Source organism: Mumia sp. (genome assembly GCF_028803055.1).
Classification (GTDB): Bacteria; Actinomycetota; Actinomycetes; order Propionibacteriales; family Nocardioidaceae; genus Mumia.
Window position 1 is genome coordinate 18143 of the sequence record NZ_JARBCJ010000003.1, and the last position, 15756, is coordinate 33898.

Consider the following 15756-nt stretch of genomic DNA (forward strand, 5'->3'; position numbering starts at 1 on the left):
ACCCACCACCGTGGCGTGCGGGTCAGCGGCCAGGTCAGTGCACGACCACCGGGGTCCGGGAGTCCTCGCCCACGCGCTCGATCCGCCTGCGCGGGAGGAAGAACGCCGGGACGAGCGTGAGCCCGATGAGCACCGTGGCCAGGACGAACGACGTGCCGAAGGCGTCCGCCGCCTCGCCGAACCCCTGACGGATCAGCGCGGCGGGGATGGTCTCCAGGAGGGACGGGTCGTCCCAGGACTCGATCGCGAGGCCGGACAGAGGCACGTCGGTCTCCTTGGTCACCGGCGCGCCGGTGGCCTCGGCGACCGTCGTGCCGCCCGTGAGCTGGTTGGTCAGCACCACCGAGAACACCGCGGTCCCGATGGACGCCGCGACCTGCTGGATGATGTTCATCAAGGTCGAGCCCCGGGCGATCGTGTGCTCGGTCAGGGTGGCGAGCGCCGCGGTCATCGTCGGCATCATCGTCAGACCCATGCCGAGACCCATCACGAACAGGGCGCTGAGAAGGAACGGGTAGGAGGTGTCGGCGCCGACCTGCGTGAAGCCGGCCATGCCCGCGGTGGTGAGCGCGAGACCGGTGAGCACCACCTTGCCCGGACCGATCCGGTCGACGAGTGCGCCGCCGACCGGCATCGTGAGCATCGCGCCGAGGCCCTGGGGCGCCAGGAGCAGGCCGGCGACCAGCGTGGACTCGCCGCGGACCTGCAGGAAGTAGGCGGCGAACAGGATGCTGGCACCGAAGAACGCGATCGCGAAGCACGCCATCGTGATCACGGCGACCGTGAGGTTGCGGTGCTTGAAGAGACGCAGGTCGACCAGCGGGTGCTCGGGCCGGAAAGCGTGGAACACGAACGCCACGATCAAGACGACCCCGACCGCAGCGGTCACGAGGACCTTGCTGGCCCAGACGGTGCCCTCCTCGGGGATCGAGGAGACGCCGAAGAGGAACAGTGCGAGACCCGGCGACAGCAGGATCATGCCGGTCCAGTCGAAGGACTGAGACGGCTGCGGGTTGTCCTTGGGCAGCACGCGCCAGGCGTAGAAGAGAGCGACGATGCCGATCGGGAGGTTGATCAGGAAGATCCAGTGCCAGGTGAGGCTCTCGATCAGCCATCCACCGAGGATGGGGCCACCGATCGGGCCGAGCAGCATCGGGATGCCGAGGACGGCCATCACGCGACCGATCCGGTGCGGGCCCGCCGCCCTCGTCATGATCGTCATGCCGAGCGGCATCAGCATGCCGCCGCCGAGGCCCTGGATCACGCGGAAGACCACGAGCTCGGTGATGCCTCCAGCGAGGCTGCAGAGGACGGAGCCGGCGGTGAACAGGACCAGCGCCATCATGTAGAGGCGCTTGGTGCCGAACCGGTCGGCGGCCCAGCCGGTGAGCGGGATCACGGTCGCGAGCGCGAGCGTGTAGGCCGTCATGGTCCACGCGACCTGTGCGTAGGTGGCGTCGAACTCGTTCTGGAAGGTGGGCAGCGCGACGCTCACCACGGTGATGTCGAGGATCGACATGATCGCGCCGAGCACGACCACGCCGGCGATCTTGAGGACAGCCGCGTCGAGCCTGTCACCATCTCCGGGTGCGTTGCCGGGGCCAGGTCCGCCGGTCGGCGTCTGGGTGTCTTGACTCATGGGTGAGGGTCCTTAGCCGGGGTGGTGGGTTGGCGTTCGGAGAGCGCGGCGCGTAGCGCGCGATCAAGAAGGCTACGTGTGGGCTCCGACAGCTCGCGAGCGATTTCTTGGAGCGCGGCGCGCTTGGTCTGCAGCTGGCGGCCGACGAGCTCGCGCCCCCGGTCGGTCAGCGTCACCAGACGGACGCGACGATCATCGGCACACTCGTTCCGGCAGACCAGGCCAGCGCCGACCAGCTGGTCGACGGCGCGTCCCGCCGCGGCCACCGAGACGCCGACCGCGCGGGCGACGTCACTGATCTGGGTGGTCCCTGGCCGGCTCGAGATCATGAGGAGCGTCCGCGACTGGGTCGCGGACAGGTCGAGAGCGGCGAACGCGTCGACCGCATCGCCTTCGCAGCGCGCGGCCACCTGGAGGAAGAACTCCTCCAGGCGGCCGGCGAGGGACTCGGGTGTCGTCACCGGACGATATTAACGTCAGCGCAACAGTTTCACCTACGCGAGAGATGCGTGAGGTAGATCACTGTGCGGCTGCCGGGCCTGCCCAGTTCTTGTCGGGCTGCGGCACGGGCCGCGCCGGCTGCTCGCCGCCGCGGGACTCCAGGTAGTTGTCCTTCGGGACCATGACCTTCCGGCGGAAGACGCAGACGACCTTGCCGTCCTGGTTGTAGCCGATCGTCTCGACGTAGACGACGCCACGGTCGTCTTTGCTCTTGCTCTCCCACTTGTCCAGCACGGTCGTCTCGCCGTAGATGGTGTCGCCGTGGAAGGTCGGCGCGACGTGACGCAGCGACTCGACCTCGAGGTTGGCGATGGCCTTGCCCGAGATGTCCGGGACGCTCATGCCGAGGAGCAACGAGTAGACGTAGTTGCCGACCACCACGTTCTTGCCGAACTGCGTCGTCTTCTCGGCGTAGTTCACGTCCATGTGCAGCGGGTGGTGGTTCATGGTCAGCAGGCAGAAGAGGTGGTCGTCGTACTCGGTGACCGTCTTCCCTGGCCAGTGCTTGTAGGTGGCGCCGACCTCGAACTCCTCGTAGCTGCGGCCGAACTGCATGGGGACTCCTCGCGTCGTTGAACCCTGGGGGCGCTGACATCATGACCGATCCGCCTCCGGCTTCTCGGGTCGGGTGGCCTCCTGCCGGGCGAGCAGGGTCGCCGTCGTCGGCAGCAGAAGAACCGTGATCGTGCCTCCCGCGACGAGGATCGACGCCGTCGTCTGGGTCATCTCGCCCGCGTCCACCGCGACCGTGCTGACCGCGAACCATGAGCGGCAGGCCGGTCGAGGCCAACAGAGACACCCGTACGGAGTCGCACGGCGCCGGGGGCGATCGCCATTCCGGAGGTCACGAAGAAGACCGGGATGAGGAGGCCGAACGCGAGCCCGTTGATCTTGGTCTCGAGCCGCTCGTCCCCTCCGGGCAGTGCCCGTCGAAGGATGAACCCAGCCGCGAAGCGGCCAGGATGGTGTCCAGCTGGACGACCACGGCGAGCGCGCTCAGGGACACCAGGAGCAGCACGGTGAAGCGTACGGTCGTCTGTGCCGTCGTCTCGGCGCCGGCGTGGACGAGGCCCGGGATCACCGACGCCGGCGGGAGCAGCCTCGTCGGGACGACCGCGACCAGCACAGCCGCTACGCCGAAGAGCACGAGCGACAGAACTGCTCGCTCCGGTCCGTCGCCGCCACGACGGGGGCGATCGCGGCGCACAGGACGATCCAGAACAGCGATTCCACGCGGGCCCCCTCTCCCGGGAGGTCAGCAGTTCCAGCGCTCGATCACCGCATCGCTCCCGTGCTCGTAGCCCAGCACCGACAGCGTCGCCGTTCCGAGGGCGAGGCGCGCGCCGAACCGCAGCGGCTCGTCGAGGAAACGGGCGGCCAGCCCGCGCAGTGCGTGACCGTGCCCGAACACCAGCACGACCCCGTCCGTGGCGCGTACCCGCGCCACGACCCGGTCGAGCCGGGCCGTGACCTGCTCCGGCGTCTCGCCGCCCACCGTCCCGGCGCCGTGGGACCAGACGGTCCAACCCGGGGTCTTCTCACGGATCTGCGGCGTGGTCAGGCCCTCGTGCTCTCCGTAGTCCCACTCGGCGAGGTCGGGCTCGACCTCGGCGTCGGGGAAGCCTGCCAGTGCCGCCGTCCGGCGGGCACGCAGACGAGGGCTGGTGAGGACGAGCGAGAAGGACGCCGTGGCGAGACGCGGCACCAGCTCGCGCGCCCGTTCCTCGCCCTCCGGCAGGAGCGGGAGATCCGTACGACTGGTGTGGCGGCCGTCGCGGGCCCACTCCGTCGGTCCGTGGCGGACCATCCAGAGTGCCGCGCTCATGCCGTCTCCCTCATGCCGTCTCCTCCATGTCTGTCCCGTCCGTGTCTGTCTCGTCAGCCTGTCCAGGTCGTCGGCAAGCCATGGGGCGGGGCAGCACCGATCACGGTGGCCTCGCCGAACGGCCAGGTCGTGAGGACCACCGAATACGTCCCGTCGACCTCCCCACTGTCCTCGAGCGTCACGCGGGCGAGCACGCGGTCCGGATCCGCCTGCTCCGCCAGCGCTGCGATCCGGGCGTCGACCCGCGCGCGCTCGGCCTTGCCCACGTACTGCCACATCACCGAGTGCCACACCACGGTCGCCACCCCTCGCTCCAGCTCGACCGCGTCGAGGGCGTCCCCGGCGCTCGAGCGCTCGACCACGGCCGGGACGTCGGCCGCAACCTCGCATGCCGCGCGCAGGCGGACCAGCCGCTCGGTCATGTCCGGCCATGTGTAGGCCTCCAGCGTGCGTCGGTCCTCGGCGCGCGCGACGTCCAGCGGCGCGAGGTCGAAGCCGCGTCGCTCGACCACCTCGAGCGGAGCGTCCACCGGCGGCAGCGGCCCGGCCCAGGCGTCGGCCATCACGACAGGCGAGTCCGCAGGGCCCCACCAGCCCGAGGGCGACCCGAACCGGAAGTGGTCCGCGCGAAGGTTCAGCCCCGCGCTCGCCCCGATCTCGAGCAGTCGCACGGGCAGCGCGAACCGATCGGCGGTCCGGAGCAGGCCGCCGACGAGCGCGGCCGAGCGTCCGACCTCGTTGGTCTGCGGCGTGAGGTCGAGGGCGCGACGCAGCGTGGCGCCGTGCTGATCGATCACGGCCAGCACGTGCTGCCAGGCACCCCCGAGATCCCACCGGCCACCGACGCTCGGGTAGAACTCCTCGAGACCCGGCGCCTCACCCTCGAGAACCAGCCGGTGGAGCCCACCCGCGAGGCGCAGGCCGGGCACCGAGGGGAGCTCGGCCCCGTCGCTCACCAGGTCACCGAAAGCGGCGCGGGCCGGTCCCCCTGCCACGACGTCGTCGGCGAGCGCCGTGAGCATCCCCTCGTACATCGGCGAGCCGAGCCGTCCGCAGGCCCGGGCCTGCCAGGCCAGCGCGTGCGCAGCGTGTTCGACGCCAGGCGTGGTCACGCCCCTGGCGGGGCCGACGGGGGCTGGGTCGACGGGGGCTGGGTCGGCGAGGGCTGGCTCGGCGGCTGGCCCTGGCTCGGGTCCTGGCCCTGGCTCGGGTCCTGGCCCTGGCTCAGGTCTTGGTGGCCCTGACCTCCCGGCCGTGCCACGTCCGCCGCGTGCTGAGGCTGCTGCTGGGTCGCCGGGTGGATGAGCCCGGAGAGGACCCGCTGCCCGTCGGCGAGGAACTTGTGCTCGACGAGGAGCTCGTACCGGGATGCCACCACCTGGGAGACGGAGGTGAAGTCACGGCGTCCGTGCGTGAACGCGTAGCCGATGAGGCCCCAGATCACGCCGAAGACGAGACCGATGAGGATGGCTGACAGCACCACGGCGAGCCAACGACCCGGCTCGGCGAAGATGCCCACGATCAGACCCAGGAGGAGACCCAGCCAGGCGCCCGTCGCCGCACCGTAACCTGCGACCCTGCCCCAGGTGAGGCGACCCGTGACGCGCTCGACCTGCTTGAGGTCGCTGCCCACGATCATCGTGTTCTCGACCGGGAACCGCTGATCCGACAAGTAGTCCACCGCGCGCTGCGCATCGACGTACTTGTCGAAGTACGCCAGGTGCTGCGGGTACTCGAGCGTGAAGCCTTCTCTGCCTTGCTGCTGCGCCATCGCTGCCCCTTTTTCTCGACTGTCCCTCACCCTAGTGACATCAGTTGCGGCGTGCGCTGCATGTAGTGTCCAGGTGGCGTGTCTCTCGGCGTGCGCGCGGCTGCGGGCGACGACAGACTGACACGATGAGGGTGCCGCCGGCGCCACGGATGATGCCCAAGGAGGGCCGGATGCCGGACGAGACGGTGCTCGTCGTCAATGCGGGCTCGTCATCGCTGAAGTACGAGCTGCGCGATGCGAGCTCAGGGGTGCGGCTGGGGCGGGGCATCGTCTCCCGCATCGGCCACGACGGCACCTCGCTGCGCTATCAGGTGACCGGGTCGGACCCCGTCGAGAGACCGTTGCCCGGCGCTTCGTACGCCGACGCGATCGCTGCGATGTTCCAGCGGTTCGACGAGGCCGGCGCGCGCCTCGACGGGCTGATCGGAGCAGGTCACCGCGTCGTCCACGGCGGCACGGAGTTCAGCACGCCGGTCGTGGTCGACGACGACATCCTGGCGCGCATCGACGCGCTCTCCTCGCTCGCGCCCCTGCACAACCCCGTCGCGGTCGAGTGCATCCGGCTGATGAAGGAGCGCGACCGCGACCTCCCGCAGGTCGCGGTGTTCGACACCGCCTTCCACGCGACGCTCCCGTGGGAGGCCTACACGTTCGCGATCCCGCAGGAGCTCGCCGCCGAGCACCAGCTGCGCCGGTACGGCTTCCACGGGACGTCGGTCGAGTACGTCACCGGGCGGACGGCGGCGTTGCTGGGCGTCCCGCCGGCAGAGGTCAACCTCATCGTCTGCCACCTCGGCAACGGTGCGTCGATCACCGCCGTGCGCGACGGACGCAGCGTCGACACGTCGATGGGCTTCACGCCGTTGTCCGGCCTCGTCATGGGGACACGGGCCGGCGACATCGACGCGTCCGCCGTGCTGTTCCTGCTGGACACGGTCGGCATGTCCACAGCGGAGGTCGCCACCCTCCTCGAGCGACGCAGCGGTCTGCTCGGGCTCAGCGGCGAGTCCGACATGGCCAAGGTTCAGTCCCTCGCCGAGGCCGGCGACGAGGACGCGCGGGCAGCGCTCGCGCTCGCCGCGTACCGCATCCGCCACTACATCGGCGCCTACCTCGCGACCGTCCCCGGTGTGCACGCCGTCGTGTTCACCGCGGGGATCGGTGAGAACGACCCGAGCTTCCGGGCCGAGGTGTGCACACCGCTCGCGCACCTCGGCATCGAGATCGATCCCTCGCGCAACGCGCTCTCCGTGCCCGACGACGGGCTCGTCGTCGGAGGGGGGCCGATCCGGGTCGCGGTCGTGCCCACCGACGAGGAGGCCGAGATCGCGCACCACACCGTCGCCCTGGTGCGCACGGGCTCGCCCGCGCGACCGGCCGCTGCAGCGGACCACTCCGAAGCCAAGGAGAACGCATGACCGAGACGACCATCGACATGACCGCGTTCGCGAACCCCACCGACGAGGAGGTCGCCACCCTCGACGCGTGGTGGCGAGCGGCCAACTACCTCACGGTCGCCCAGATCTACCTGAAGAGCAACGTCCTGCTCGAGCGTCCGCTGTCGGCCGACGACATCAAGCCGCGCCTGCTCGGGCACTGGGGAACGAGCCCGGGGCAGTCCTTCGTCTACGCCCACATGAACCGGCTGATCCGCCAGACCGGGCAGTCCTCGATCTATCTGTCGGGGCCTGGGCACGGCGGCCCGGCAGTGGTCGCGGCCGGCTACCTGGAGGGCACCTACTCCGAGGTCTATCCCGAGGTCTCTCTCGACACCGAGGGCCTGACTCGGCTCTGCCGCCAGTTCTCCACACCGGGCGGCATCCCCAGCCACGTCTCGGTGACGACGCCCGGATCGATCCACGAGGGCGGCGAGCTCGGTTACGTCCTCATCCACGCCTTCGGCGCGGTCTTCGACAACCCGGACCTGCTCGCGGTCGCCGTGGTCGGAGACGGTGAGGCCGAGACCGGTCCGCTCGAGGGCTCCTGGAAGGGGATCTCGTTCCTCAACCCCGCCCGCGACGGCGCCGTGCTCCCGATCCTCCACCTCAACGACGGCAAGATCGCCAGTCCGACCGTGCTTGGCCGCAAGCCCCCCGAGGAGGTGCGGGAGCTCTTCACCGGCCACGGCTACGACGTGCTCGAGATCGAGGGGTCCGACCTGCCGGGTATGCACCAGCGCTTCGCCGCGGTGCTCGCCGAGGCGTACGGCAAGATCCGGGCGATCCAGGATGCCGCCCGTGGCGGTGACTGGGACGGCGAGATGCCGAGATGGCCGATGATCGTGATGCGTACGCCCAAGGGCTGGACGGGCCCGCACGAGGTCGACGGCGTGACGATCGAGGGCAACTGGCGCGCGCACCAGGTGCCGATGTCTGATGTCCGTCAGAACGCGGAGCACCTCGCGATCCTGGAGTCGTGGATGCGGTCGTACGGGCCGGACGAGCTGTTCCCCGACGGACACCCGAGTGCTCAGGTCGAGGCGAACAACCCCGAGGGTGACCTCCGGATGAGCGCGAACCCGGTCGCCAACGGCGGGGTGCTCACGAAAGACCTCGCCCTGCGGCCGTTCACCGACTACGCGATCGAGGTCCTCAACCCCGCCGCCGAACGCTTCGAGAACACCCGCGTCCTCGGCGCGATGATGGCCGACATCTATCGCGACAACCCGGACAACTTCCGGCTCTACTGCCCGGACGAGACCAACTCCAACCGGCTCGGAGCGGTGTTCGAGGTCAGTGATCGCGCCTTCATGGAGCGGGTCACGCCGGACGACGTGAAGCTCTCCCGCGACGGACGGGTGATGGAGGTCCTGAGCGAGCACAACTGCCAGGGTTGGCTCGAGGGCTACACCCTGACCGGGCGTCACGGTCTGTTCGCGACGTACGAGTCGTTCGCCATGGTGAGCGCCTCGATGACCGTGCAGCACGCGAAGTGGCTCGAGGAGGCGAGCCACCTGCCGTGGCGCGCGAAGATCCCCAGCCTCAACATCCTGCTGACGTCGACGACGTGGCGCAACGACCACAACGGCTTCTCGCACCAGGGGCCGGGGCTGATCAACGTGGTGCTCAACATGCGCGGCATCGTCTCGAGGGTCTACCTGCCGCCGGACGCCAACTGCCTGCTGTCGGTCGCCGACCACTGCTTCCGGTCCCGGTCGTACGTCAACCTCATCGCGATCGACAAGCAGCCTCACCTCCAGTACCTCTCGATCGACGAGGCCGCCGAGCACTGCGAGAAGGGCGCCGGCATCTGGGAGTGGGCCGGCAACGACGACGGCTCCAAGAAGCCCGACATCGTGATGGCGTGCGCCGGCGACGTGCCCACGGCGGAGACGGTCGCGGCGGCGCAGCTGCTCAAGGAGTGGGTGCCGGACCTCACCGTCCGCGTGGTCAACGTCGTCGACCTCATGACGTTGCCGCGGCAGAAGGACCACCCGCACGGGATGTCGGAGTCGGAGTTCGCCGCGCTCTTCACCGAGGACGTGGACGTGCTCTTCGCCTTCCACGGCTACCACGGCGCGATCCACAAGCTGGTGCACGGCCGGCCGGACGCCGACCGCTTCCACGTCCGTGGCTTCATCGAGCAGGGCACCACGACGACGCCTTTCGACATGACGGTGCTCAACCACATGTCGCGCTACCAGCTCGTCGAAGACGTCCTCAACAACGCCCACGCGACGCCGGAGAACGCGCAGGAGCTGCGGGAGCACTGCCAGCAGATGCTCGAGAGGCACCGCACCTATGTGCGGGAGCACCTCGAGGACATGCCCGAGGTGAAGGACTGGGTTCTCAACCCGGCCACCTGATCCCCGCGTGCCCCTCGCCGTCCGACGCGCTTACCGCTCGCAGACGATGCCGTCCCTGTCGCGGTCGATGTACCAGGAGTACTCCGGGTCCCTCCCCCGGTAGTAGGGGCCGTAGCCATGGGCGATGGCTACGCCGCAGGTGCCGAAGCGTGGATCGTTGCTCGAGGGCGGCGGCGCGGGTGCGCTGTTTCCGCCGGTCTTGACGCTCGCCCGCCCGGGCTTGGCAACCTTCAGGCCGCGCCTACCGCAGCCGGAGAACACGCGGGTGATGGCCCGCTTCTCACGCTTGTCGACGGCGAGCCGCCACCGGTACTTCACGGCCACGTAGCGGGCGGTGTAGGAGCACCTGGACTTGCTGGGCAGCCACTGGGCGATGTCGCCGTCACCCTTGGCCCGGTTGGAGCGCGCGGTCACCGCGACGAGGGACTCGGCATATCCGAGGTCGTTCGCGTAGGCGATCCGGGTCTTTTTGGTCCACTTCTTGGCGCCGCTGTCCCAGGCTTCGGCCAGCGGCACACGGTGGTCGATGTCGAGCTTGGAGGCACGTCGCACGACCCGGCCGTCGTACTGGCTGCGCCATTTGCCGCGCTTGATCGTGCAGTTTCGGGTCTGTGTGGTGCGGGACCTCGACTCGCTTCTGAGCACGACGGCCCTCGTGTCACAGCCCTTCCCCTGTGCCTTCCAGCCGCGGCCGAACTTGGCGCGCGCGTAGCCGGCGCGCGTCTCGCTGCGCACCGTCAGCCTCTTCAGCAGGGTCTTGGCCGAGATCGTGCTGGCCCTCTTCGCGTCGGCCACGCTGGGAGTGGCGGTCGGCACTGGTGTCGCGCTGGCGGACGAGAGCCCGGCGCCGATCAGCGCCAGACACCCCACGAGCGAGCGCGCGGACAGCGTTCTTCACGATGGTCTCCTTCGAGCAGAGGCGGCACGCCCCTCGTGCAGCGCGGCACGGGCATGGCGCATCAGCTCACGCCGGACCTCGACCACGCGGCCCCCCGGGGGCAGGGGGGCGCAGCCGACGCACGTCAGCGATCGGACTCACCCCGAGAAAGGGCCAAAACCAGACTAATCGCCCACACAAGGGCTCCCGTACGTTCTCACCGTCGTGGTGACGCGAGGCCAGCCCACTGTCAGAGCCTCCCGGTCGGCGGACCGAACCTTCGAGCGTGACAGTCAGCACACGGCGTGTGCTGCCGACCATGCTGTGACGCGGATGTAACACGGCGCCCGTAGCCTCCCGGCATGGAGAGCCAGGCACGAGAGAACGTCCAGGCGTTCATCAGCGCCTGCGAGCACCGCCGTATCCCCACCGAGGACGTGTACAACCGGGTCGCGAGCACGCAGGGCCGTCTGATGACGTACACGACGTCGCGCAAGCCGGTGACGGCCGGCTGGATCCTGCCGGCCAGGCCGCCGGTCGAGGACGCGACCCACGCACTCGTGCTGCCGGTAGGACTGATCTACGGCGCGACGACCGTCCGCCGCAGGCTCGGCCGCAGCCAGAAGGGCACCGGCGCGCTGGCGTGGGTGATGCTGGACGTCTGGTGGCGCCCATCCTCGCCCCACGACCACGGGCTGACGGAGGCGATGTACGACTTCGTCACCGGGTGGGACCGGGTGGGCGTGCGATGAGGCGCCGGGGTCACACGCGACGGTGGACCAGGAGCGGGAGCACGGCCGACGCCCCGGCCGCCCGCAGAGCTCCGCCGACCACCGTGATCGGCCACTGTGACGCCGAGGCGTCCACGACCAGCAACACCGTACGGCCGGCGACCGCTGCCGCGGTCTCGCTCGGCACCGTCACCGCGTCGCGCCACAGCGCCGCCTCGTCGGACGAGGTCAGCTCGCGGATCTCCTGCGCGGACGGGTGCGCCTCGACCGCGAGGTGAGCCCGGTCGAGCCGTCCCACCGCGGCGAGGTGGTCGGCGATGCTGCCGGAGAGCTCGGCGAACCCGGCCGCCGGCAGAGCCACGGCGACCTCAGGGCGAGACCTCCACTGCGAGCGCCAGCGAGCGAGGACCTGGACGCACGCGTCGAGCACCTCCTGAGGCGCCGGCGCGTCTCGAGCGAACATCTCCCGGACCGCCTCGCGCCACTCGGGGGCGTCGGCGTGCACGAGCGCACGGCCCGGCTCGACCGCACGGTCGGGGGCGATCCGCCCGCGTACGCCGAAGGAGCCGCCCGGCCACATCTTGCGGGGCTCGAGCAGGTGGTCCTCACCACGCAGCACCCCCGCCACCGTGCGGACCGTCTCGGCCCGTGGGGCTGCCGCCAACCCCTCGGGGAGCGTCTCGCGGCACACCGAGCAGCGGCCGCACGGGGCGGCCTCCGGATCGTCCAGCGACTCCTGGAGCAGCTGCATCAGGCAACGCTCACCACGGGTGTAGGCGCGCATGATGTCGGCCTCGCGACGGCGTACCGCCACGACACCGTCGTAGTGCTCACGGTCGTACGACCACGGCGTGGTGGTCCGCACCCAGCCGCGCTCGACCCGCTCGGTGACGCCGTCGACGGCCAGCTGCTTGAGCATGAGCTCGACACGCCCGCGCCGCAGGCCGGTCTCGGCCTCGAGGCTCACCACGGTGGCCGGCGCGTCGACCGTGGCGTCGGCCATCGCCTCGAGCAGCCGCTCGACCTGCTCGGCGACGGGGATGGTGGCGGTCGCGAAGTAGTCCCACACTCCGTCGTCGGCCCCCGAGGGCAGCAGCACCGCGTGAGCGTGCTCGATCGCACGCCCTGCACGGCCGACCTGCTGGTAGTACGACACCGGCGACGGCGGCGCACCGACGTGCACGACGAACCCGAGATCGGGCTTGTCGTAGCCCATCCCGAGCGCCGAGGTCGCCACCAGCGCCTTCACTCGGTTGTCGCGCAGGGCGTCCTCGAGCTGCTCGCGCTCGGCGGCCTCGAGCTGGCCCGTGTAGGCGGCGACCGGCACCGCGTCACCGTGGACCGCGCGGACCGCGGCAGTCAGCCGATGCGCATCCGCGACGGTGAGCGCGTAGACGATCCCGGACCCGGGCAGCGTCGGAAGGTGGTCGACCACCCAGGCGTATCGCTCCAGCGGCGACAACCGGTCGACGACCGACAGCTCGAGGCTCGAGCGCGCGAGCGGTCCGCGGAGCACGAGCGTCTCGTCACCGAGCTGCGTCGCCACGTCGTCGGTGACCCGGGCGTTGGCGGTCGCGGTGGTGGCGAGCACCGGGGTGTCGGGATTGAGCCGCTGGAGGACGTCGGAGACGCGACGGTAGTCGGGGCGGAAGTCGTGACCCCAGTCGGAGACCGCGTGCGCCTCGTCGACGACCAGCAGCCCGATGTGGCCCGCGAGAGCGTCGAGCACCCGGCGCCCGAAGCCCGGGTTGGCCAGGCGCTCGGGCGAGACGAGCAGGACGTCGACGTCACCGGCCCGCAGCGCCTGCTCGATCCGGGACCACTCCTCGACGTTGGAGGAGTTGAGCGTCTCGGCCCGCAGACCGGCCCGGGCTGCGGCCGCGACCTGGTCTCGCATCAGCGACAGCAGCGGGGACACGACGAGCGTCGTGCCAGCGCCCTCGTCGCGACGGATCGCCGTCGCCGCCCAGTAGACCGCGGACTTGCCCCATCCGGTCGCCTGGACGACCAGCACGCGGGCGCGCGGCTCGCACAAGGCGGTGACCGCGGCGACCTGGTCGCCGCGCAGGCTCGCACCAGGCCCCGCGAGAGCACCGATGACACGGTCGGCGACAGCGGCGCGAGAGGGTGACAGCGCGGACGGAGCGGCGGTGGGGGGCATGGTGTCCACCGTACGCACGCGCAGCGACACCCGGCGTACGGAGTCCCCAGGTCGTCCGTCCGTCCGCGTCCCGGGCGCTCGCACCCGGGACGCGGCGGCGGTCAGCGGAGCTTGTAGTCCTTCAGCAGGCTGCGCCCGATGATCATCTTCTGGATGTCGCTCGTGCCCTCGCCGATGAGCATGAACGCCGCCTCGCGGTAGAGCCGCTCGATCTCGTACTCCTTGGAGTAGCCGTAGCCGCCGTGGATGCGGAACGACGCCTCGACGACCTCGTTGCAGTACTCCGAAGCGACCATCTTGGCCATGCCGGCCTCGACGTCGTTGCGCTCGCCGGCGTCCTTCTTGCGCGCCGCGCGCACGACCATCGCGTGCGCCGTCTCGACCTTGGTGCCCATCTCGGCGAGCCGGAACAGGATCGCCTGGTGCTGGGCGATCGGCTTGCCGAACGTCTCGCGCTGCTGCGCGTAGGCGATGCCGAGCTCGAACGCGCGGTTGGCGATGCCGACAGCGCGGGCGCCGACGTTGACGCGACCGACCTCGACACCGTCCATCATCTGGTAGAAGCCCTTGCCGGGCTCGCCGCCGAGGATCTGGTCGGCCGAGATCTGGTGCTTCTCCAGGATCATCTCGGTCGTGTCGATGCCCTTGTAGCCCATCTTGTCGATCTTGCCGGGGACGGTGATCCCCTGGGCCGTCTCGCCGAAGCCGGGCTCCTTCTCGATCAGGAACGTCGTCATGTTCTTGTAGACCGAGTCCGCACCCTCGTCGGTCTTGGTCAGCACCGCGACGAGGTTGGACGAGCCACCGTTGGTCAGCCACATCTTCTGGCCGGTGATGCTGTACGACCCGTCGTCCTGCTTGGTCGCCTTGGTCGCGACCGCCGAGACGTCCGAGCCGAGCGACGGCTCCGACATCGAGAACGCACCGCGCACCTCGCCCGTCGCCATCCGCGGGAGGTACTTCTGCTTCTGCTCCTCCGTGCCGTGGTGCATGAGCATGTAGGCGACGATGAAGTGCGTGTTGATGACGCCGGAGACACTCATCCACCCGCGCGCGATCTCCTCGACCACCAGCGCGTACGTCAGCAGCGACTCACCGAGGCCGCCGTACTCCTCGGGGATCGTGAGCCCGAACAGGCCGAGCTCCTTCAGGCCGTCGACGATGGCCTGAGGGTACTCGTCCTTGTGCTCCAGCTCGGTCGCGACCGGGAGGATCTCCTTGTCCACGAAGTCGCGGACAGTCTTGAGGATCTCCTGCTGGATGTCGGTCAGTCCGTCGGTGGTGACCAGGCGGCCCATGGTGTTCTCTCTTCTTCCGTACGGCGGGGCTGGCGGGTGCGACGACCTCAGTCGGTCGGCGGCTGCCAGGTCGTGGTGCGCTGCATGCCGGCCGCGCGTCCCTTGGCCGAGATCACGAGCGCCATCTTGCGGGAGGCCTCGTCGATCATCTCGTCGCCGAGCATGGCCGAGCCCTTCTTGCCACCGGCCTCGGAGGTGAACCAGTCGTACGCGTCGAGGATGTTCTCGGCGTGGTCGTAGTCCTCCTGGCGAGGGCTGTAGACCTCGTTGGCGACGTCGACCTGGCCGGGGTGCAGGACCCACTTGCCGTCGAAACCGAGCGCGGCCGACCGCGAGGCGACGCGGCGGTAGCCCTCGGTGTCGCGGATCTGGAGGTAGGGGCCGTCGATGGCCTGCTTGTCGTACGCCCGCGCCGCCATGAGGATGCTCATGAGGATGTGGTGGTAGGCGTCACCGACGTCGTAGCCCGGGGGCTGCTCGCCCACGACGAGCGACTTCATGTTGATGCTGGCCATGAAGTCGGCGGGGCCGAAGATGATCGTCTCGACGCGCGGCGAGGCCGCGGCGATCGCGTTGACGTTGGTGAGGCCCAGGGCGTTCTCGATCTGCGCCTCGATGCCGATGCGGCCGACCTCGAAGCCCATCGTGGTCTCGATCTGCGTCAGCAGGATGTCGAGCGCGACCACCTGCTCGGCGGTCTGGACCTTCGGCAGCATGATGCAGTCGAGGTTGGCGCCGGCGCCCTCGACGACCTCGATCACGTCACGGTAGGTCCACTGCGTCGTCCAGTCGTTGACGCGGACCACCCGGACCTTGTCACCCCAGCCGCCCTCGTTGAGCGCGGCCACGATGTTCTTGCGTGCGTCGGGCTTGGCGAGCGGGGCCACCGCGTCCTCGATGTCGAGGAAGACCTGGTCGGCGGGCAGACCCTTGGCCTTCTCCAGGAAGCGCGGGTTGGAGCCGGGGACGGCGAGACAGGAGCGCCGCGAACGCAAGGCCTTGTTTTCGACAGACACGGGTCACCTCGGTGCTGCGGGGACGGGATCAGGGCTGACTGTACCGACGAGCACTGTTAACGACTAGTAACAGCCGCGTCAGTGTGACCCGCTTCTCATCCGCCTCCCCGCCGCGGGGGGGGGGGGGGGGAG

14 protein-coding genes and 1 pseudogene are annotated in these 15756 nt (G+C 69.9%); 3 read left to right on the forward strand and 12 right to left on the reverse strand.

Annotation, left to right across the window (positions count from 1 at the left end; all coding sequences use genetic code 11):
* Positions 1-34: 34 nt before the first annotated feature.
* From PV363_RS00695 to PV363_RS00730, 8 genes and pseudogenes are all read right to left on the reverse strand, one after another.
* Positions 35-1639, reverse strand: coding sequence for a DHA2 family efflux MFS transporter permease subunit (locus tag PV363_RS00695; protein ID WP_220343892.1), 1605 nt, complete (start codon positions 1637-1639; stop codon positions 35-37).
* Positions 1636-2100, reverse strand: a complete 465-nt coding sequence (locus PV363_RS00700) for a MarR family transcriptional regulator (RefSeq protein ID WP_220343891.1) — start codon at positions 2098-2100, stop codon at positions 1636-1638. The genes PV363_RS00695 and PV363_RS00700 overlap by 4 nt, the downstream gene beginning before the upstream one ends.
* Positions 2101-2158: 58 nt before the next feature.
* Entirely contained in the window at positions 2159-2695 is a 537-nt protein-coding gene (locus PV363_RS00705; protein WP_220346386.1) for a MaoC family dehydratase, read from the reverse strand.
* A 39-nt stretch (positions 2696-2734) separates the two neighbouring features.
* Entirely contained in the window at positions 2735-2866 is a 132-nt protein-coding gene (locus PV363_RS00710) for a hypothetical protein (RefSeq protein ID WP_255560910.1), read from the reverse strand.
* A 118-nt stretch (positions 2867-2984) separates the two neighbouring features.
* Complete coding sequence (locus PV363_RS00715) at positions 2985-3347, reverse strand: hypothetical protein (protein WP_301021477.1); 363 nt, start codon at positions 3345-3347, stop codon at positions 2985-2987.
* 48 nt (positions 3348-3395) lie between these two features.
* Positions 3396-3965, reverse strand: coding sequence for a histidine phosphatase family protein (locus tag PV363_RS00720; RefSeq protein WP_220366068.1), 570 nt, complete (start codon positions 3963-3965; stop codon positions 3396-3398).
* Between the two features lie 53 nt (positions 3966-4018).
* Positions 4019-5077: a DUF2332 family protein gene (locus tag PV363_RS00725; RefSeq protein ID WP_301021478.1), complete on the reverse strand. Its 1059-nt coding sequence runs from the start codon at positions 5075-5077 to the stop codon at positions 4019-4021.
* 191 nt (positions 5078-5268) lie between these two features.
* Positions 5269-5736, reverse strand: a pseudogene (locus tag PV363_RS00730) (general stress protein); the annotation flags it as partial.
* Between the two features lie 125 nt (positions 5737-5861).
* Here PV363_RS00730 and PV363_RS00735 point away from each other — a divergent pair.
* Together PV363_RS00735 and PV363_RS00740 are read left to right on the forward strand one after the other, a co-directional pair.
* A complete protein-coding gene (locus PV363_RS00735; protein WP_301021479.1) occupies positions 5862-7154 on the forward strand; it encodes an acetate kinase in 1293 nt (430 codons plus the stop codon).
* On the forward strand, positions 7151-9541 hold the full coding sequence (locus tag PV363_RS00740) for a phosphoketolase (protein ID WP_301021480.1): 2391 nt from the start codon (positions 7151-7153) through the stop codon (positions 9539-9541). The genes PV363_RS00735 and PV363_RS00740 overlap by 4 nt, the downstream gene beginning before the upstream one ends.
* Before the next feature lie 30 nt (positions 9542-9571).
* On the opposite strand, the gene PV363_RS00745 is transcribed toward PV363_RS00740, so the two are convergent.
* Positions 9572-10336: an excalibur calcium-binding domain-containing protein gene (locus tag PV363_RS00745; RefSeq protein ID WP_301021481.1), complete on the reverse strand. Its 765-nt coding sequence runs from the start codon at positions 10334-10336 to the stop codon at positions 9572-9574.
* Between the two features lie 444 nt (positions 10337-10780).
* Here PV363_RS00745 and PV363_RS00750 point away from each other — a divergent pair, with 444 nt between their 5' ends.
* Positions 10781-11170 carry a hypothetical protein gene (locus PV363_RS00750; protein WP_220343884.1) on the forward strand — a complete coding sequence of 130 codons (390 nt, stop codon included), beginning with the start codon at positions 10781-10783 and terminating at the stop codon, positions 11168-11170.
* A 10-nt stretch (positions 11171-11180) separates the two neighbouring features.
* On the opposite strand, the gene PV363_RS00755 is transcribed toward PV363_RS00750, so the two are convergent.
* The 3 genes from PV363_RS00755 to PV363_RS00765 form a co-directional block, all read right to left on the reverse strand.
* Positions 11181-13310, reverse strand: a complete 2130-nt coding sequence (locus tag PV363_RS00755; protein WP_301021482.1) for a DEAD/DEAH box helicase — start codon at positions 13308-13310, stop codon at positions 11181-11183.
* A gap of 101 nt (positions 13311-13411) precedes the next feature.
* The gene (locus tag PV363_RS00760) at positions 13412-14608 is read right to left on the reverse strand and encodes an acyl-CoA dehydrogenase family protein (protein WP_220343882.1); all 1197 of its coding nucleotides are present in this window, start codon (positions 14606-14608) and stop codon (positions 13412-13414) included.
* 47 nt (positions 14609-14655) lie between these two features.
* The gene (locus PV363_RS00765) at positions 14656-15624 is read right to left on the reverse strand and encodes a CoA ester lyase (RefSeq protein WP_220343881.1); all 969 of its coding nucleotides are present in this window, start codon (positions 15622-15624) and stop codon (positions 14656-14658) included.
* Positions 15625-15756: the final 132 nt, after the last annotated feature.

Coding starts and splice junctions, on each gene's coding strand:
- PV363_RS00755 (WP_301021482.1), bottom strand. CDS start 13,310: ATGCCCCCCACCGCCGCTCCGTCCGCGCTGTCACCCTCTCGCGCCGCT.
- PV363_RS00735 (WP_301021479.1), top strand. CDS start 5,862: ATGAGGGTGCCGCCGGCGCCACGGATGATGCCCAAGGAGGGCCGGATG.
- PV363_RS00760 (WP_220343882.1), bottom strand. CDS start 14,608: ATGGGCCGCCTGGTCACCACCGACGGACTGACCGACATCCAGCAGGAG.
- PV363_RS00740 (WP_301021480.1), top strand. CDS start 7,151: ATGACCGAGACGACCATCGACATGACCGCGTTCGCGAACCCCACCGAC.
- PV363_RS00720 (WP_220366068.1), bottom strand. CDS start 3,965: ATGAGCGCGGCACTCTGGATGGTCCGCCACGGACCGACGGAGTGGGCC.
- PV363_RS00705 (WP_220346386.1), bottom strand. CDS start 2,695: ATGCAGTTCGGCCGCAGCTACGAGGAGTTCGAGGTCGGCGCCACCTAC.
- PV363_RS00750 (WP_220343884.1), top strand. CDS start 10,781: ATGGAGAGCCAGGCACGAGAGAACGTCCAGGCGTTCATCAGCGCCTGC.
- PV363_RS00695 (WP_220343892.1), bottom strand. CDS start 1,639: ATGAGTCAAGACACCCAGACGCCGACCGGCGGACCTGGCCCCGGCAAC.
- PV363_RS00710 (WP_255560910.1), bottom strand. CDS start 2,866: ATGACCCAGACGACGGCGTCGATCCTCGTCGCGGGAGGCACGATCACG.